The sequence below is a fragment of the Streptomyces sp. NPDC050988 genome (assembly GCF_044456225.1).
Lineage (GTDB): Bacteria > Actinomycetota > Actinomycetes > Streptomycetales > Streptomycetaceae > Streptomyces.
In genome coordinates, this window is sequence record NZ_JBITFQ010000024.1 from 25,447 (window position 1) to 42,997 (window position 17,551).

Below are 17,551 nucleotides of genomic sequence, written 5' to 3' on the forward strand. Positions count from 1 at the left end.
GCTCCAGGAGAGCACCGGGAAAGCCGGCCAGGCCCACGCCTGAGCGCGTACCCGCCCATTTGTATCTTCCACCAGACGGAATATTCCGTAGCGAAACAAACCGATAGGATCGCCCCCATGCGCCGTTCCAAAATCGTCTGCACACTGGGCCCCGCCGTCGACTCCCACGAGCAGCTCGTCTCGCTGATCGAGGCCGGCATGAGCGTGGCCCGATTCAACTTCAGCCACGGCTCGCACGCCGAGCACCAGGGCCGTTACGAGCGGGTCCGGGCCGCCGCCGAGGAGACGGGCCACGCCATCGGCGTGCTCGCCGACCTGCAAGGCCCGAAGATCCGGCTGGAGACCTTCGCCGAGGGTCCCGTGGAGCTGGAGCGGGGTGACGAGTTCACCATCACGACCGAGGACGTCCCGGGCGACAAGTCGATCTGCGGCACCACGTACAAGGGTCTGCCGGGCGATGTCTCCAAGGGCGACCAGGTCCTGATCAACGACGGCAACGTCGAGCTGCGGGTCGTCGCGGTCGAGGGCCCGCAGGTCAGGACGATCGTCATCGAGGGCGGTGTCATCTCGGACCACAAGGGCATCAACCTGCCCGGCACCGCCGTGAACGTGCCGGCGCTGTCCGAGAAGGACGTCGAGGACCTGCGCTTCGCCCTGCGGATGGGCTGCGACCTGGTGGCGCTGTCCTTCGTGCGCGACGCCCACGACGTGAACGACGTGCACAAGATCATGGACGAGGAGGGCCGCCGGGTCCCCGTCATCGCCAAGGTGGAGAAGCCGCAGGCGGTCGAGAACATGGACGCCGTCGTCGCGGCCTTCGACGGTGTGATGGTGGCCCGTGGCGACCTCGCCGTCGAGTACCCCCTGGAGAAGGTCCCGATGGTGCAGAAGCGCCTCGTGGAGCTGTGCCGGCGCAACGCCAAGCCGGTGATCGTGGCGACCCAGATGATGGAGTCGATGATCACCAACTCCCGCCCCACGCGCGCCGAGGCGTCCGACGTCGCCAACGCGATCCTGGACGGGGCGGACGCGGTCATGCTGTCGGCCGAGTCGAGCGTGGGCGCGTATCCGATCGAGACCGTGAAGACGATGTCGAAGATCGTCGTCGCGGCCGAGCAGGAGCTGCTCTCCAAGGGCCTGCAGCCGCTCGTGCCCGGCAAGAAGCCGCGTACGCAGGGCGGTTCGGTGGCCCGTGCCGCGTGCGAGATCGCGGACTTCCTGGGCGGCAAGGGCCTGGTGGCCTTCACCAAGTCCGGTGACACTGCCCGCCGTCTGTCCCGCTACCGCGCCGAGCAGCCGATCGTGGCCTTCACGACCGACGAGGGCACCCGCAACCAGCTCGCGCTGAGCTGGGGCGTCGAGTCCTACGTCGTGCCGTTCGTGCACAGCACCGACGAGATGGTCGACCTGGTCGACAACGAGCTGCGCAAGCTCAACCGCTTCAGCGAGGGCGACATCGTCGTGATGACCGCCGGCTCGCCCCCCGGCGTCCCCGGCACCACCAACATGGTCCGCGTGCACCACCTGGGCGGCTGATTCCGCCCGTACGGCCGCTCGTTGGCGTACGGCCGCCGGTGCCGCCTGTCGGCCCCGTGCGGCCGCATGTGCCGCCTGTCGGCCCCGTACAGCCGCTGTACGCCGCTGAGGGCGCCCCCTGCCGCGCAGGGGGCGCCCTCAGCGTGTTTTGCGGCTCCCGGAGGTCGTTTGCTCCGGTGGGCGCCCGGAGGGCCGCGTACGGCCCGTCCGTCGCGTCCGGGTCAGGCTGGTCAGTCGGTCGTGAACTGGTGCATGCCGGGGACGGTCAGCGTCCCGCCGAACTGGGCGGCCTGAATGACCTTCACCTTGGTGAAGTAGATCAGCGGGATGTTCAGCGGCGGCGGGTGCTCCGGGTCGAACGTGATCGGGATCAGGCCGAGCAGGTTGCCGGAGATGCTCTCCGTGTACATGACCGTCTTGCCGTCGCGGATGGTGGACGTGGTGCCCTTGCCCGCCTGCACGTGGTAGGTCTTGCCGGCCTGCTTGTCGGTGACGGTCTGGTGCAGGTCGCCGATGTCGGTGCCGTCGGAGATCACGTACTTGAGGACCTCCTTGACCTTGCCGCTGGCGGTCTTCACCTTGACGATGCCCTGGTAGTCGGCGCCCTTGAGCAGCAGCGAACTGGCCTCCAGCTGCCAGGGGTCGTCGGCCAGGGCGGGAATGCCCTGCTCGACACCGCCCTCGTCGTCCGTGGCGGCCGGGCAGTCGTCCGGGTCCGTGGTGGAGCTCGCGGACGGGCTGGGGGTCGGGGACGCGGTGGCGTCGTCGGCCGCCTCCTCCGCCTTCTCCGCGGTGTCCTCGGCCGCGTCCGTCGCCGCGTCGGTGACGTCCTTGACCGTGTCCTCGGCCTTCTCCACCGTGTCCTTGACCGGGTCCTCGGCCGTGTCCGCCGGCTTCTCGGCGGGCTTCTCGGCCTCGGGGGTCGACGCGGAGGGAGTCGGAGTCGGGGTCGCCGTCTCCTCCTCGTCGGGGGTGAAGATGTCCTTGATCGCCTCGCCGACACCCAGGGGGTCGAGCGGGTTCTTCGACTCGGACGCCGAGGGGGTGGGCGTCGGCGTCGGCTCGGTGTTCTCGGCGGGCGCCTTGGACTCCGAGGCGGACGGCGTCGGTTCGGGCTTGTCGTCGGAACCTGAATCCGACGAAGAGCCCGAGCCCGGCGTGTCCGAACCCGACGGGTCCGAGGCGCTCGGCTCGTCCTTGTCGTCGTCCGCGGGAGCGCTCGTCGAGGCGGAGGGCGACGGCGTGGCGGACGCGTCGTCCTTGGCCTCCTCGGTCTCCTCCTCCAGCGCGTCGACGCAGTCCTTGTACTCGTCGATCGTCAGGTTCTTCGCCGACGGCTTGTCCTCGGCCCGGGCGAGCGTCGGCGTGAAGCCCATGCCCATGAGGATGGCGGTCGGCATCGACGCGATGGCTATCGCCTTGCCCGCGGGCACGTGCAACCTGGTGAACAAAGGCTTCTTGGGGGCTGCGTGCCGCGGCCCGGTTCTCTCACGGACCTCGCCCGCGGGGCCCGCGTGTTGGACCTCGTCAGCCGGCACTGTGCCTCCCGTTCGCCCCGTTGGTCGGGCTCGTTCCTGACAGATCGTTCGGCTCGCTCGCGCCGTTGGCCAGTGCGGCCTCCGGGGCGTCTCCCTTGTCCGTACGGTCCGTCTCGGCCGGGCGCGCGGCGGGCTCCTCGCCCGGGGCCCAGGCCACGGCCATTCCGCCGCCCACGAGGGCCAGCAGGAAGCCGACGAAGAAGCCTCCGAAGTTGGACACCGGCAGCGACACCAGGCCCAGCAGGATCGCCGCGACACCGGCGAAGGTCCGGATGTGCTTCTGGTACCAGAGGCTGATTCCGAGAACACCCAGGAGCACGCCGATGATGAGAGACCCCGCACCCGCGGTCGTCGCCATGGCCAGCGTGAGATGCCCGATCTGCAGGTTCGCGTACGGAAGGTATGCGATCGGGAATCCGGCGATCAGGATGAACAGGCCCGCCCAGAACGGCCGGCCGCCCCGCCAGGCACGGAACCGCAGCCGCCAGATGTGGAATTGACCGCGCGCGGCAGGAGTCTCGGCGCTCATGGAAAACAGCTCCCTGGAACGGCGTTGCTGAGGGTTTCACGTACTACGAAAAGGGACGGGCGGGTGAGGCAGCGCAGGCTCCCTCACCCGCCCACGGAGTGCCTAGTAGCACTCCTTGACACCCTTGGACAGCGACATCTTCAGGCCGCTGAGCTTGAAGGTGCCGGCGGTGGTCGCCCACGCCGTCTGCTTCACGTCGGTCAGCGTGGCCGACTCGGCCTGCTGGGCGAAACCGTAGGGGTTCGCCTGCTCCTTGCCGCCCTTCATACCGGGACCCTTGTTGGCGTCTCCGGCGGCAACACCGATGTCGATGTTGCGGAAGGTGGCGTTGGCCTGGAGGTCCTCGACATCGATGTAGAGGTTCTCGGCCTCGACCGGCGTGCCACCGCCACCGGCCTTCAGCGTCAGGCTGACGGAACCGATCAACGGGATGTCCGGGGTGACCACGGACTGGCACATGTTGCTGATCTTGGCGCTCTTGAACGCCGACACCGCGACCGGGTGCGCCGTCTTCTCACCCTTGAGCGTGTAGCCCTGGTCGATGGCCCCGTACTGCGAGAAGCCAACACCATCGAGCCGGTCCGCCGTCACCTTGAACGACTGACCCGACACGCTGAACGACGCGGCGAGAGCACCCTGAGCCAGGGCGACACCTATCGCGGCGGTCGCGGCCACGCTGGGCACCATGACTACCGCGAACCGCTTCCATCTGGTCCCGCCACGCACCTGGGACTCCATATTTCCTCCTTCTCGGACGTACATCTCCGGCCCTGGCTGCCCCCAGACGGCGGCTCAGCCGGGCAGGGATGGGAGAAGTGCTACGTCCTCGGGAAGGAGAGCGCCCCAACCCGGAGGCGCGGAACGCACCCGAATCACCGGCGATCACCCCCGAGCGACAACCACTGGTCGCGCCTGAACACTTCACGCACAACCTGCCGGACAGGCTCCACCGAACGGCGAAGACCCCCCTGCCCAAGGGCCGGCGCCACTGTCGCCGTCCCTACTCGGTGGGGACCCAAGGAAACCCGCTGACCCGATTGGCTGTCGGGGAAGGGGAATGGACCGAGCGTCGCCGATCGTGGTGCATTCTCGCCGCCCGCACAAGGGGGTTCGTTACTGGCTAGTAACGGCCGGATAACCGAACAACGACCCGTCGGTATCGGCCGACAACTCTGGGTGGCACCAAGGGAGGTGACAAAGTGATCGAACATCGGACGGAATCCGACAGATCACCGCTCCTGACTTACTCGCAGTAACAGCGGCCGCGTTTACCAAGTTTTGGTAAAACGCGGCCACAGTGTCGCTCTGTCGCCAAATTCTTCACTCGGGCACCACGGGTCCCGACGTTTAGCGACTGGTCAGAACAGGGCCCGTGCCAGCGCCCGGCGCGCCGCGGCGACACGGGGGTCGTCGGCGCCCACAACCTCGAAGAGCTCGAGAAGCCGTACGCGCGCCGCGTCCCGGTCGTCACCCGCTGTGCGCGCCACCGCGTCGACGAGCCGCCCGAAGGCGTCCTCGACATGGCCGCCCACCAGATCCAGGTCGGCGGCGGCGATCTGCGCCGGCACGTCGCCGGGGTTGTCGGCGGCTTCCTTGCGCACCTGCTGCGGGTCGGCGCCCTGCACCCGCTGGAGCAACTCGGCCTGGGCCAGGCCCAGCTTGGCCTCCGTGTTGCCCGGGTCGTCACTCAGCACGTTCTTGTACGCCTGCACCGCGCCGCCGAAGTCGCCCGCGTCCAGGGCCTGTACGGCGGCTTCGAGCAGCGCGTCGTACGGACCGGCCGGGACCTGGGGCTCCGCGGGCTGCCCGCCCCGCGCACCCTGCTCGCCGTCCGGGTCGACGGTCAGGCCCGTCAGACCGAAGCGCTCCTCGGCGACCTGCACGAGCTGGTCGAGGGTGCCCCGGATCTGGGCCTCGGGGGCGGCGCCCTGGAAGAGCGGCAGGGCCTGCCCGGCCACCACCGCGAACACCGCCGGGATCCCCTGGATCCCGAACTGCTGCATCAACATCTGATTCGCGTCGACGTCGATCTTGGCGAGGACGAACCGGCCGTTGTACTCGGCGGTGAGCCGCTCCAGGAGCGGGCTGAGCTGCTTGCACGGCTCGCACCACTCGGCCCAGAAGTCGATGACGACCGGCACCTCGGTGGAGCGCTGCAGGACGTCCCGCTCAAAACCCGCCTCGTCGACGTCGATGACGAGACTCGACGGCGACACCGCGGAGACGGCTCCGCCGCCCTGCCGCGCCGCTTCCGCACGCGCCTGCTCCGCCTTCGCCTTGGCCTCTTGGGCCGCCTTCACCGCGGCGAGGTCGACGACTCCGCTCATGGACATGTTCCGTGGCTGCATGCGTCTATCCTCCCCCCTCCGCGCGCCTCTGTGAAAAGCGTTGTGAAAGCTGGTCGATTACGTGGTCCAGTACTGGTCACCGTCGGTCCTGGCGCCGGGTCCCCACCTGGCGCCGCGCGGTTGTCGCTCACGCACGAGCTTTCGCTACGGGTCGTAGCGTAACTCTCTCCGGGGAATCGCGGCAGACCCATTTCGGTGATCTCCCTCACGGCTCCGCCGAATCCCCGTACTCAGAGTCCCCGGATATGGTCACCGGCATGCAGAGCCGCACCTCCGCCCCTCGCACCGGGCGTCCCCGCAGCGCCGCCGCGGACACCGCGATCCTGGCGGCGACGCGTGCGGCTCTCGTCGAACTGGGCTGGTCCAAGCTGACGCTGGGCGATGTGGCAACGCGCGCCGGAGTCGCGAAAACAACCCTCTACCGTCGGTGGGCCGGCAAGAACGAGCTGGTGGTCGACGCGGTGGCGGCGCTCTTCGACGAGCTGGAGCTGCCCGACCGGGGGAGCCTCGCGGCGGACATCGAGGGCGTCGTCCTCCAGTTCGCGGCGATCCTCGCCCGCCCGGAGGCGAAGAGCGGGCTCATGGCGGTCCTCGCCGAGTCCACGCGGGACGACGCGCTGCGGGAGCGGATCCGGGCGTCCGTCGTGGACCGTCAGAAGCGGTTGGTGGTGGAGGGGCGGCGGCGGGCCCAGGTCCGTGGCGAACTCCCTCCGGAGTCCGACCCCTCGGCCGCCGCCCGCACGGTCGATCTCATCTTCGACATGGTCGCCGGCGCGGTCGTCCACCGCACCCTCGTCTGCGCCGAACCGGTCACCCCGACGTGGGTCCACGACTTCACCCGGGTCCTGCTCCTGGGCCTGTCCGGCGCGGCGACGACGGAGCCTTGAACCCTTTTCTCGCCCCCGCCGCCCCTACCCATTCCCGTCACTACTCAGGGGCTCCGCCCCCGAACCCCCAAAAGATTGCGCAGTTCCCCGCGCCCCTAGGGGGCCTTTAGGGGCGCGGGGAACTGCGCGATCAGCCCCCACCGGCCCGCACCCGAAAACGCACCCCCCCACGGGGTCTGGGGCGGAGCCCCAGAGGGACGGGAATGGGTAGGGGCGGCGGGGGCGAGGAAAACGGCTAGAACCCCGCCGGTTCCGTGTACTCGCCCCACTCCTCCCGGAGGGCGTCGCAGATTTCGCCGAGGGTGGCCTCGGCCCGCACCGCGTCGAGCATCGGCACGATCATGTTGGCCCCACCCCGCGCGGCAGCGAGCACCGCAGCCAGAGCCTCACGCACAGCCACGTCATCCCGGCCGGACCTGCGACCGGCCAGCACCCGAACCTGCTCCCGCTCCACCTCATGCCCGACCCGAAGAATCTCCAAGTCACCAGTGACAGAGCCGCGGTGGACGTTGACACCCACGACCCGCTTCTCCCCCTTCTCCACAGCCCGCTGGTACCGGAACGCCGACTCCGCGATCTCCCCGGTGAACCACCCGTCCTCGATCCCCCGCAGAATCCCGGACGTGACGGGCCCGATCGGATGCACCCCGTCGGGATGCGCCCGCTCCCCCCGCTCCCGGATCCGCTCGAAGATCCGCTCCGCATCGGCCTCGATCCGGTCCGTCAACTGCTCGACGTACCAGGAACCGCCCAACGGATCCGCGACGTTGGCGACCCCGGTCTCCTCCATCAGCACCTGCTGCGTACGCAGCGCGATCTCCGCGGCCTGCTCGGACGGCAGGGCGAGCGTCTCGTCGAGGGCGTTCGTGTGGAGGGAGTTCGTGCCGCCGAGCACCGCCGCGAGCGCCTCGACGGCCGTACGTACGACGTTGTTGTACGGCTGCTGGGCCGTCAGCGAGACGCCCGCCGTCTGCGTGTGGAAGCGGAGCCACTGCGCCTTCTCGGACCGTGCCCCGTACACGTCCCGCATCCACCGCGCCCAGATCCGCCGCGCGGCCCGGAACTTGGCGATCTCCTCGAAGAAGTCGACGTGCGCGTCGAAGAAGAAGGACAGCCCGGGCGCGAAGGCGTCGACGTCGAGCCCGCGCGACAGCCCCAGTTCCACGTACCCGAACCCGTCCGCAAGCGTGTACGCCAGTTCCTGCGCGGCCGTGGAGCCGGCCTCGCGGATGTGGTAACCGGAGACGGACAGCGGCTTGTACGCGGGGATCGACGAGGCGCAGTACTCCATGAGGTCGCCGATGAGGCGCAGATGCGGCTCGGGCCGGAAGAGCCACTCCTTCTGCGCGATGTACTCCTTGAAGATGTCGGTCTGGAGCGTGCCGTTGAGCGCCCCCGGGTCCACGCCCTGCCGCTCGGCCGCCACCAGGTACATGCAGAAGACCGGGACGGCCGGTCCGCTGATCGTCATCGACGTCGTCACGTCGCCCAGCGGGATGTCCTGGAACAGGACCTCCATGTCGGCCGCGGAGTCGATCGCGACCCCGCAGTGGCCGACCTCGCCGAGCGAGCGCGGATCGTCGGAGTCGCGCCCCATGAGCGTGGGCATGTCGAAGGCCACGGAGAGCCCGCCCCCGCCGTCGGCGAGGATCTTCTTGTAGCGCGCGTTGGTCTGCTCGGCGTTCCCGAACCCGGCGAACTGCCGGATGGTCCATGTCCGCCCGCGATAGCCGGTCGCGTAGAGCCCCCGCGTGAAGGGGTACTCCCCCGGCCAGCCGATCCGCTCGAACCCGTCGTACTCGTCCCCGGGCCGCGGCCCGTACACGGGCTCGACCGCATCCCCGGAGAGCGTCGCGAAGTCGGCCTCACGCTTGTGCGAGGCGTCGTACCGGGCCTGCCAGCGACGGCGGCCCTCCTCGATGGCGTCAGCGTCCATACCAACAAAATTACTAGGACGCCCTAGTAATCGTCGACGGCAAACCGCCACAGATCGCACCTGTGGCGGTAGTGACCCGGGGGGGCTAAGGCGTTGTCACGCCTTGGCGACCGCGCCCGCGTCCTCCGTGACCTTGGACTCCAGCTCGCGGCTGACCTTGCGCTCCACGAAGAAGGCGGCCGTGGGGACGGTGCCCGCGAGCAGCACCCACAGCAGCTTCGGGACCGGCCACTTGGCCTTGGAGCCCAGGTCGAAGGCGAAGACCAGGTAGACGACGTACAGCCAGCCGTGCGCGACGCTGACGACACGCGTGAAGTCCGCGGCGCCGTCCAGGTCGAGCACGTACTTGCCGATCATCCCGAGGACCAACAGGACCAGCAGGACACCGGTGACGTAGGCCATGACGCGGTAGCGGGTCAGCACGCTCTTTTTCATGGCTACGAGCGTAACCACCGGTTTCGCACGATCTTCGGGCACCCCCGGACCCGTACAGCCCCGGTCCCCTGCTCGTCCGTTCCTCGTCACTCCTCGTCGAAGTCGTGCGCCGCCACCCTCAGCGGACGCAGCATCGCGAAGATCTCCCGGCACTCCTCGGCGTCGTACACACCGAGGCCGAAGTCCATCGACATCAGGTCGCGGGTGGCGGCGTCGCAGACCTCGCGGCCCTTGTCGGTGATGGAGGCGAGGGTGCCCCGGCCGTCGTTGGGGTTGGGGCGTTTGTCGACGAGTCCGGACCGGGCGAGCCGGTCCACGGTGTTGGTCACCGACGTCGGGTGCACCATCAGCCGTTCGCCGATCTTGGACATCGGCAGCTCGCCGGCCTTGGAGAAGGTGAGCAGCACCAAGGCCTCGTAGCGCGCGAACGTCAGCTCGTACGGCTTGACGACCGCGTCGACCTCGGCGAGGAGGATCTGGTGCGCGCGCATGATGGAGGTGATCGCGCCCATGGACGGCACGGATCCCCAGCGTTGCTTCCAGTGCTCGTCGGCACGGGCGATGGGATCGAAGGCAAGACTGAGCGGCTTCGGCACGGCAAAGACCCTACCGGCCGGTCATATCGTGGTCAGCCCCGTCTCGCGTATCGATATCCGACCCCTTTGCCAAGGCCTTGCCCGGCCTCCTTCCCGGCCCCTTTCCCGGCCACTCGGCCGCCCCCTTCCCCTCACCCTCTCCGGTCCTTCCCGTACGCCGCACCTCCACCGCCAGGAGCACGCAGCACACGGTCCCCACCGCGCCGACGCCGCCCACGACCGTGCTGACCGCCCAGAACTCGGCGGCCGCGCCGGCGAGTGCCATGCCCACGCCCTGGATCGTCATCAGCCCGGCGGTGTGCACGGTCATGGCCCGCCCGCGCAGTTCCTCGGGCACGGCGTCCACGAACCAGCGGTCGAGCCCGAGGGTGTACGCGCCCGCCGACCCGGCGAGCACCAGCACGAGCAGGATCCAGCCGAGGCCGGGATGGAAGGGATAGAGGAGGAGCGGCAGCAGTCCGGCGCCGGCCAGGGGCAGCACGATCCGGGAGCGGGCCGCGGGCGACAGGGCGGCGCCGGCGTACAGCTCTCCCGCGATCGTGCCGACCGGCATCGCGCACATCAGCAGCCCGATCCAGGCCGTGCCGACCCCGGCCTCGTCCGCGTACGCGGCGGCCAGCGCCTCGGGTGCCACGACGAACATCGGCGGCACCCACAGGAGGAGCAGCAGCGCCCGGATCCGGCGGTCGGCGAGGACCTGCCGGGCGCCGGAGAGGGAGTACCGCACGAGCGCCCCGCCCCCGGCCCGGGCCGGTCGGCGCCGGGTCCCCAGCCGCAGGAGCAGCGCCGAGGCGAGGAACGTGCCCAGCGTGACGGCCAGTGCTCCGCGCGGCGGGACCACGGTGAGCAGGACCCCGCCCAGCCCGAAGCCCACGAGGACGGCGCTCTGCGACACGATCCGCAACAGGGAGCGGCCGAGCACGAACAGGTCGCCGTCGCCGAGGATGTCGGTCAGCGTGGCCATCCGTGTGCCGCTGAACACCGGTGACACGGCCGCGATGACGCACCGCAGCAAGAGCAGCGCGGCGACGGGCGTGGACGGCAGGGCCATCAGCGCCGCGCACCCGGCGCACACCAGGTCGCAGACGACGAGCACCCGCCGCGGCGGGAACCGGTCGGCCACCCCGGACAGCAGCGTGCCGCCGACGAGGTAGGGCAGGAAGCCCAGTGCGAACACCAGCGCGCTGAGCAGCGGCGACCCCGTCAGCCCGTACACGAGCACGGTCAGCGCGATCTCGCTGACGACGACGCCGAGCAGCGAGAGGGCGTGGGCGAGGAACACGGCACGGAACTCTCGTACGGCGAAGACGGGACCGTAACCAGTCCTCTCGGGGGTGGGCAGCGTCGTGGTGCCCCTGTTCTCTTCCGGCATGTCCGGCAGCGTGCCCGCGCACGGGCCGCCCCCGTAGAGTTTCGGTGTCAGCCGAATCTTCGCGACCGACCTCGGCGGGAGGGTCCGTGCCGTTCCATCTGCACTTCGGTGAGGACGACCTCCTCAGGTGCCGCTTCGCGGTGTCCCCGCTGTGGGAGACCCAGGCGGCGGTCCGCACCCTCGACCGCCCCGAGCGGCACGGGTATCACGCGCACTGGCTCCGGCGTACGCGTTCGGCTGCCGCGCAGCTCGACCTGACACCCCTGTGGCTGCTGATGCCCCAGCGCGGGCACACTCCGGACTGGCTGGGGCCTCCGCCGCTCGGCCCCTCGGCCACGTTCGACGAGGAGATCGCGGCGGTTCGCGGTGCCGACCCCGAGGCGGCCCGCGAGGACACCGCGCTGGCGCTCGCGGACACCCCGGGCGCCCTCGAATCCCCGCGCGGGCGCGCCCTGCTGGCCGACCCGGTCCGCATGATCCAGGAGCTGACCGACCTGCTGGCGGCGGCCTGGCGCGCCCTCGTAAAGCCCGACTGGCCGAGGCTGCGGGCCCTTCTGGAGGCCGACGTGGTCTTCCACTCGCGCCGCCTCGCCGAGGTGGGCCTGGGCGGGCTGCTGTCCGAGCTGGACCGGCGGTTCGCCTGGGACGCGGGCACGCTCACGATCGACGTGAAGGGCGAGCACGTCCGCGAACTCGGCGGCCAGGGCCTGGTGTTGATGCCCAGTGTCTTCTCCTGGCCGGATGTGGTGAGCGGCTTCGAACCGCCCTGGCAGCCGACGCTGGTCTATCCGGCGCGCGGCATCGGGGGCCTGTGGGCCGAGCCGTCCGACCGTACGCCCGAGGCGCTCGCAGCGGTCCTGGGCCGCGGCCGGGCCGCCGTCCTGGCCGCGCTCGACGACCCCGCCACCACGACGGGCCTCGCGCACCGCCTCGGCCTCGCGCCCTCGTCGGTGTCGGCGCATCTGTCGGCGCTGCGCGACGCGGGCCTGCTCGTCTCGCGCCGGTACGGACACCAGGTGCTGTACGAGAGGACGCCGCTGGGCATCGCGCTGGCGTCGGGCGGCGCCTGACGCCCCGACAGGAACCCCGCAGCAGCCCTACAGGAGGCGGCGGCCCACGGTGTCGCACCCCTGCCGGTCAAGTCCGTTATGTCACGATAGTTGGACATCGTCACTGACCGTCACCTTCGCCCAAGGGGGCAGGATGTTCCGGCAGACCCGTACCCGTACCCTCGCGGCGCTCGCCGTGCTCGGACTCGTGGCGGGCTGCTCGTCCGCGCCCGAGGCCGACACGGACACCGCTGCCCGTGAGACGTCCCCACCGGCGAGCCCCGCCGCCGGTTCGCCGTTCTGGGTCGACCCGGCGAGCCCCGCGGCCCAGCAGGTGCAGCGGTGGGAGCAGCAGGGGCGCGAGCGCGACGCCCGCCTCCTGAAGCTCATCGCGGACCGGCCCGCCGCGATCTGGCCCTCCGCCGAGCGCCCCGAGCCGAAGATCAGGGAGGCGACCGCGGCGGCCGCGCGGGAGGGGCGTACCGCCGTCTTCGTCGCGTACGACATCCCGCACCGCGACTGCGGGCAGCACTCGGCGGGCGGGGCGTACGGCGCGGACGCCTACCAGGACTGGATCGACCGGTTCGCGCGGGCCATCGGCGACAGCGACGCCCTGGTCGTGCTGGAACCGGACGCGGTCGCGCACATCGTGGACGGCTGCACCCCGGGCGAGTACCACGCCGAGCGCGAGCAGATGCTCACCGAGGCGATCGTGCGGCTGAAGCGGCAGCCGCGGACGAAGGTGTACCTCGACGCGGGCAATCCGGCCTGGATCCGGGAGTCGTGGAAGCTGGTCGAGCCTCTCAAGCGCGCGGGCGTCGCGAACGCCGACGGCTTCGCCCTGAACGTCTCCAACTTCCAGACGGACGAGACGACGAAGGAGTACGGCCGCCGCCTCTCGGAGGACCTCGGCGGCAAGCACTTCGTCGTCGACACCAGCCGCAACGGCAACGGCCCCCTGGACGGCGACCCCTCCCAGGCCTGGTGCAACCCACCGGGCCGGGCGCTCGGCACCCCTCCCACCAAGGACACCGGCGACCCCCTGGTGGACGCCTACCTCTGGATCAAGCGCCCCGGAGAGTCGGACGGCCAGTGCCGCGGAGGCCCGTCGGCGGGCCAATGGTGGGCGGACTACGCGTTGGCCCTGGCCCGCAACTCCAGCGCCCCGTAAGGGGCGCGGGGAACTGCGCAGCCTTTTGGCTTTCAGGGGCGCGGGGAACTGCGCGACCAGCCCCCACCGACCCGCAGACACAATCCGGCGCCCAGCGGAGCGTCACCGCACCTGGACCCACTTCGCCTCCGACGGCGTCCCGTCCGTGTCCGTCACGAACAGCATGTACCAGCCGGGCGGCACCAGCGTCCGGTCCTTCGGTACGTCCACGGTGACCGAGTCCTTCGTCTTCGTGACCCCGAGCGCGATGGACCGCTGCTCGACGTCCGTCGTGTGCGTGACCGCGCTCGGCCGCATCAGACGGGCGTTCACGATCCGGTCCGGATGCCGGGTGGCGAAGGTCGCGCGGCCCTCGCCGTCGACCTCCTGCGGACCGTCGCCGAGTACGGGACGGGTCTTGGCGTTCTTGTGCAGGGTGGGCGGGGTGTAGATCTCCATTCGCTGCTCGAAGTGGCCGAGCTTGGTGTTCTGCTGGTCGTCGAAGAGCGGGTCGGAGCCGAACGTGGCGACCCGGCCGTCGGGCAGCAGCAGCGCCTCCGAGTGGTAGTTGCGGCCGACCCTGGGCGAGGCGGCCGAACGGAACGAGTTGGACTTGGGGTCGTAGAACTGCGCCTTGAGGATGTTGCTGGCGCTGCGCCCGCGGTAGTCCGAGGAGCCGTTGGACGTGAACACCGAGTCGTCCGGCATGATCACGCTGTTCAGATAGCGGGTGCCCTGCGGCAGGTCGGGGCCGTCCTCGAAGACGGGGTTGTCCTTCTTGAGGTCGATGACCGCCGTGCGCGAGGTCGCCTTCTTGGACTCACCGACGCCTCCGCCGCCGAGGATCATCACCTTCTGGTCCTGGGCCGGGGGCAGCAGCAGGGACGCCGACGTCTCCGTCTGGTCGGTGTCGCTCAGCCCCGGCACCTTCTCGAACTTGTTGGTCTTCAGATCCCACAGACCGGGTTCGCGCCCCATGGTGGCGGGCCCGTAACCGGCGTTCGAGGCCGGGTAGAAGAGCTTGCCGCCCTTGGTGAGGAAGAGGGCGGGATAGGTCGGGAAGTAGTGCTTGGGCCCCGGGGTCCACTTCTTGGTCTTCGGGTCGTAGATCTCGTTGTCGCCCGGGTCGATCACCCCGACGTCGTCGAGCCCGGAGACCGCGAGCACCCGCCCGTCCGCCAGACCGACCAGCGTCGGATACCAGCGGGCCTTCTCCATCGGCGCGACGGGCACGTACTTCTCCGCCGTCGGGTCGAACTCGTAGGCCGCCTTGATCCCCTGGAAGTCCTGCTTGTCCATGGTGATCTTCTCGGAGAGGCCGTACGTGTTGGCCGCCTCCTTCCCCTTCAGGCCGAGGATCTCGTACTGGGCCTGCTTGCCCGTGACCGACCGGGGCCCCAGCTCGGCGGCCTCGACGAAGACCCGGGCCTCGCTCGCGGTGACCTTCGTCTTCCAGGGCTGCATCACACCGGCCCGGTTGTAGGTGATCTCCTGCGTGCGCTTGGCCTTGGGGACGGTGACGTCGAACCTGCTGACGTACTCCACCCCGGTCGGCGAGCGGAACCGGGTGCCCTTCTTGAGGACGACCGGCTTGTCGGGGTTCTCGTTCTTCACACGCATACCGCCGCCGGCCCGGTCGACCTCGCCGTCGAGCAGCTCGTAGCGGGCCGTACCTCCGGCCACCAGCATTCTGCCGCTGGGGAGTTGGGCGTGCCCGGCGCAGAAGAAGTCGTCCGGGGTGGGGATCTTCTTGAAGGTGTCGGTCCTCGGGTCCCACAGGACGGTGTCGAAGGAACCCTTGTCGAACTTCTTCTGCTCGTTGCCGGAGCCCGCGACGATCAGCACCTTGCCGGTGTGCAGGAGCGCCGCGTGGATGGCGTTGGTGCGGAACTCCTCGGGAATGTCCAGGTGCTTCCAGGAGCCGTACTTCGCCTTGTAGCCGGGCTGGGCGATCTTGTACTCGTAGTACTGCTCCGAGGCGAAGCCGATCGCGGCCGGGGCATTGAGTCCGGCGAGCAGCGCGACGCCGCCTATGCCGAGCAGCCTCTTCTGGGTCTTCTTCGAAGGGCGGTAGGCCATGGCCTAGTTACCTCCTGTCGTACCGCTGGAGACCGTCCCGCTGGAGACCGTCCCGCTGGGGAGCGAGCCACTGGGAAGCGTGCCGCCGGCGCTGAAGGCCGGCGCTGGTGCGGGCTCGCCGTCCGTGACCCGGGCGACGGCGGGGGTGGCGACGCGCTGCCGGGCCCGGCGTTCCTGGAACAGGGTGCCGAGCCACACGCCGACCGGGGCGAGGGAGATGGCCAGGGCGAGGACGGCCCAGGTGCGCATGGCCGCGTGCGTGTGCCCGAGGACGAACGACGCCACCAGCGAGGCCGTCAGGACGGCCGCCCAGAACAGGTGGATCCGGAAGGTCAGCACCCGGTCGGGGCTGGCGCCGCCCCCCTTCGGGGTGACCACGAAACGGCTGGGGCGGCGGACCACGGCCGCGCCGAGCGACTTGAGGTAGATCGGCGCGGAGAGCGCCGACATCGCCATACCGGCGAGGCCGCCCGAGCCTTCCGGTTCGTGCGGGGAGACGTTGTGCCGCCGGTTCCAGAGATAGAGGCCGATCTGGAGGGCGGCCGCGTCGCTGTAGAGCATCAGCCACACGGAGGCGGCGACCTGGGTGCCGGACGCGCCGAACCACAGGAACAGAACGCAACTGAGGATGCCCAGCAGCCAGTTGACGGCCGTCATCGGGTAGTAGACGAGCATCAGCGTGTACGAGAACAGCCGGCCGGGCGGCATCGTGAAGGGTGCCTTCCAGTACTGCTTGAACAGCGTCTCGTAGGTGCCGCGCGACCAGCGCATCTGCTGGGTGAAGAAGTCGGTCCAGGACTCGGGGCCCTCCCCCACGGCCAGCACGTCGGGTGTGTAGACCGACTGCCAGTGGTGACCGGTCCTCGGGTTCTTGTGCCGGTGCAGTTCGAACCCGGTGGCCATGTCCTCGGTGATGGAGTCGTACAGCCCGCCCACCTGCCGGACGGCCGCGATCCGTACGACGTTGTTGGTGCCGACGAACATGGGGGCGCGGTAGCGGTTGCCGGCCCGCTGGATCAGCGCGTGGAACAGGAACTGCTGGGACTCGGCCGCCTTGGTGACCGGAGTGGTGTAGTTGCCGTACACCTGCGGGCCGACGACGAACGCGACGTCCGGGTCGCGGAAGTAGCCCATCATCCGCTCCAGGAACTCGGGGAGCGGGACGTGGTCGGTGTCGACGGAGGCGAAGAAGTCGTACTCCCCGCCGTGCATCGCGATCCACGCGTTGTAGTTCCCGTGCTTCGTACGGGCCTTGTGGACGCCCTTGGCCCTGTTCCACTCGGGGACGCCGTGGCGGGTGAAGTGGCGTACGCCCAGTTCGACGCAGAGGGCCTTGGCCTGCTCGTCGTCGCCCTCGTCGAGGAGCCATACGTCGACGCCGTGGGGGCCGGGGTGGGTGACGCGGACGGCGCCCTCGAGGGTGGCGCGGACCATGGAGAGGGGCTCTTTGCCCGGGACGTACGTGGTGAGGAAGGCGACCCGGGTGCCGCGCTCGGGGGTCACCGGGACCGGGTCCCTGGCGACCATGGTCGCGTGGGCGATGGAGACCACGTTGACGACCATGAACAGCTCGATCAGGCCGATGGATATGAGCATCGCGATGTCGAGGCCTACCAGCCAGCGGGTGCCGCCCTCTCTGGCGACCCAGTGGGTCGGCCAGACCAGGTAGACGAGGAGCAGCCCCGTGAGCAGCGGGGCGAGCGTCATGAGCAGGACGGCTCGTATTCGGTGTGGCTCGCGCGACAGGAGCTTGGTGTACTGCACCCGGTACGCGGTGCCGGACGGCTCCGTGAGCGGTCCGGCCAGTTGGCTGTGTCTGTCGTAGTCGTAGCCCTCCGGCCGCACAGCGCCCTCCAGTGATCGAACGAGCCGATACCCACACAAAAGTGGCTTTCGGTCGGCGTGTCGAACGGAGGGGGTCCAGTTGGGGGTAGGGGGGCGAGGCGTTGTCGATTCACCTGCGGGCCGGTGGGGGTTGCTCGCGCAGTTCCTCGCGCCCCTAAAAGATTGCGCAGTTCCCCGCGCCCCTTAGGTGCTTGGGGGCGCAGGGAACTGCGCGGGCAACCCAAGACGGCGGTCACACGACAAACAGGCCC

Annotated in this window: 14 protein-coding genes; 4 read left to right on the forward strand and 10 right to left on the reverse strand. The window is 69.9% G+C overall.

From position 1 onward, the window contains the following. Positions 1 to 117 precede the first annotated feature (117 nt). Positions 118 to 1,536 carry a pyruvate kinase gene (gene pyk / locus ACIBEI_RS35515; RefSeq protein ID WP_398894511.1) on the forward strand — a complete coding sequence of 473 codons (1,419 nt, stop codon included), beginning with the start codon at positions 118 to 120 and terminating at the stop codon, positions 1,534 to 1,536. 230 nt (positions 1,537 to 1,766) lie between these two features. Here pyk and ACIBEI_RS35520 read toward each other — a convergent pair whose 3' ends face one another. From ACIBEI_RS35520 to ACIBEI_RS35535, 4 genes are all read right to left on the reverse strand, one after another. After that, positions 1,767 to 3,074: a hypothetical protein gene (locus tag ACIBEI_RS35520; RefSeq protein ID WP_398894513.1), complete on the reverse strand. Its 1,308-nt coding sequence runs from the start codon at positions 3,072 to 3,074 to the stop codon at positions 1,767 to 1,769. Further along, positions 3,064 to 3,603 carry a DUF6114 domain-containing protein gene (locus ACIBEI_RS35525; RefSeq protein WP_307521349.1) on the reverse strand — a complete coding sequence of 180 codons (540 nt, stop codon included), beginning with the start codon at positions 3,601 to 3,603 and terminating at the stop codon, positions 3,064 to 3,066. The genes ACIBEI_RS35520 and ACIBEI_RS35525 overlap by 11 nt, the downstream gene beginning before the upstream one ends. 102 nt (positions 3,604 to 3,705) lie before the next feature. Further along, the gene (locus ACIBEI_RS35530; protein ID WP_398894515.1) at positions 3,706 to 4,341 is read right to left on the reverse strand and encodes a DUF6230 family protein; all 636 of its coding nucleotides are present in this window, start codon (positions 4,339 to 4,341) and stop codon (positions 3,706 to 3,708) included. Between the two features lie 620 nt (positions 4,342 to 4,961). Further along, the gene (locus tag ACIBEI_RS35535) at positions 4,962 to 5,951 is read right to left on the reverse strand and encodes a tetratricopeptide repeat protein (RefSeq protein WP_398894516.1); all 990 of its coding nucleotides are present in this window, start codon (positions 5,949 to 5,951) and stop codon (positions 4,962 to 4,964) included. A 257-nt stretch (positions 5,952 to 6,208) separates the two neighbouring features. On the opposite strand from ACIBEI_RS35535, the gene ACIBEI_RS35540 reads away from it, so the two are divergent. Further along, the gene (locus ACIBEI_RS35540) at positions 6,209 to 6,838 is read left to right on the forward strand and encodes a TetR/AcrR family transcriptional regulator (protein WP_398894517.1); all 630 of its coding nucleotides are present in this window, start codon (positions 6,209 to 6,211) and stop codon (positions 6,836 to 6,838) included. Between the two features lie 235 nt (positions 6,839 to 7,073). Here ACIBEI_RS35540 and ACIBEI_RS35545 read toward each other — a convergent pair whose 3' ends face one another. From ACIBEI_RS35545 to ACIBEI_RS35560, 4 genes are all read right to left on the reverse strand, one after another. Further along, positions 7,074 to 8,774, reverse strand: a complete 1,701-nt coding sequence (locus ACIBEI_RS35545; RefSeq protein WP_398894519.1) for a methylmalonyl-CoA mutase — start codon at positions 8,772 to 8,774, stop codon at positions 7,074 to 7,076. A gap of 96 nt (positions 8,775 to 8,870) precedes the next feature. Beyond that, positions 8,871 to 9,209, reverse strand: coding sequence for a DUF3817 domain-containing protein (locus ACIBEI_RS35550; RefSeq protein ID WP_189845567.1), 339 nt, complete (start codon positions 9,207 to 9,209; stop codon positions 8,871 to 8,873). 86 nt (positions 9,210 to 9,295) lie between these two features. After that, a complete protein-coding gene (locus ACIBEI_RS35555) occupies positions 9,296 to 9,805 on the reverse strand; it encodes a MarR family winged helix-turn-helix transcriptional regulator (RefSeq protein WP_398894521.1) in 510 nt (169 codons plus the stop codon). Between the two features lie 10 nt (positions 9,806 to 9,815). Continuing rightward, a complete protein-coding gene (locus ACIBEI_RS35560) occupies positions 9,816 to 11,177 on the reverse strand; it encodes an MFS transporter (protein ID WP_398894523.1) in 1,362 nt (453 codons plus the stop codon). 86 nt (positions 11,178 to 11,263) lie between these two features. On the opposite strand from ACIBEI_RS35560, the gene ACIBEI_RS35565 reads away from it, so the two are divergent. Next, the gene (locus ACIBEI_RS35565; RefSeq protein WP_398894525.1) at positions 11,264 to 12,247 is read left to right on the forward strand and encodes a DUF5937 family protein; all 984 of its coding nucleotides are present in this window, start codon (positions 11,264 to 11,266) and stop codon (positions 12,245 to 12,247) included. Between the two features lie 133 nt (positions 12,248 to 12,380). Then, the gene (locus ACIBEI_RS35570; RefSeq protein ID WP_398894526.1) at positions 12,381 to 13,397 is read left to right on the forward strand and encodes a glycoside hydrolase family 6 protein; all 1,017 of its coding nucleotides are present in this window, start codon (positions 12,381 to 12,383) and stop codon (positions 13,395 to 13,397) included. A 102-nt stretch (positions 13,398 to 13,499) separates the two neighbouring features. On the opposite strand, the gene ACIBEI_RS35575 is transcribed toward ACIBEI_RS35570, so the two are convergent. After that, positions 13,500 to 15,455, reverse strand: coding sequence for a galactose oxidase-like domain-containing protein (locus ACIBEI_RS35575; protein ID WP_398894528.1), 1,956 nt, complete (start codon positions 15,453 to 15,455; stop codon positions 13,500 to 13,502). A 3-nt stretch (positions 15,456 to 15,458) separates the two neighbouring features. Beyond that, positions 15,459 to 17,300: a glycosyltransferase family 2 protein gene (locus tag ACIBEI_RS35580; protein ID WP_398894530.1), complete on the reverse strand. Its 1,842-nt coding sequence runs from the start codon at positions 17,298 to 17,300 to the stop codon at positions 15,459 to 15,461. Between the last annotated feature and the right edge of the window lie 251 nt (positions 17,301 to 17,551).

Excerpts from the sequence above, each read along its gene's own strand:
- pyk (WP_398894511.1), top strand. The coding sequence starts at position 118 with ATGCGCCGTTCCAAAATCGTCTGCACACTGGGCCCCGCCGTCGACTCC.
- ACIBEI_RS35525 (WP_307521349.1), bottom strand. The coding sequence starts at position 3,603 with ATGAGCGCCGAGACTCCTGCCGCGCGCGGTCAATTCCACATCTGGCGG.
- ACIBEI_RS35530 (WP_398894515.1), bottom strand. The coding sequence starts at position 4,341 with ATGGAGTCCCAGGTGCGTGGCGGGACCAGATGGAAGCGGTTCGCGGTA.
- ACIBEI_RS35535 (WP_398894516.1), bottom strand. The coding sequence starts at position 5,951 with ATGCAGCCACGGAACATGTCCATGAGCGGAGTCGTCGACCTCGCCGCG.
- ACIBEI_RS35540 (WP_398894517.1), top strand. The coding sequence starts at position 6,209 with ATGCAGAGCCGCACCTCCGCCCCTCGCACCGGGCGTCCCCGCAGCGCC.
- ACIBEI_RS35545 (WP_398894519.1), bottom strand. The coding sequence starts at position 8,774 with ATGGACGCTGACGCCATCGAGGAGGGCCGCCGTCGCTGGCAGGCCCGG.
- ACIBEI_RS35550 (WP_189845567.1), bottom strand. The coding sequence starts at position 9,209 with ATGAAAAAGAGCGTGCTGACCCGCTACCGCGTCATGGCCTACGTCACC.
- ACIBEI_RS35560 (WP_398894523.1), bottom strand. The coding sequence starts at position 11,177 with ATGCCGGAAGAGAACAGGGGCACCACGACGCTGCCCACCCCCGAGAGG.
- ACIBEI_RS35570 (WP_398894526.1), top strand. The coding sequence starts at position 12,381 with ATGTTCCGGCAGACCCGTACCCGTACCCTCGCGGCGCTCGCCGTGCTC.
- ACIBEI_RS35575 (WP_398894528.1), bottom strand. The coding sequence starts at position 15,455 with ATGGCCTACCGCCCTTCGAAGAAGACCCAGAAGAGGCTGCTCGGCATA.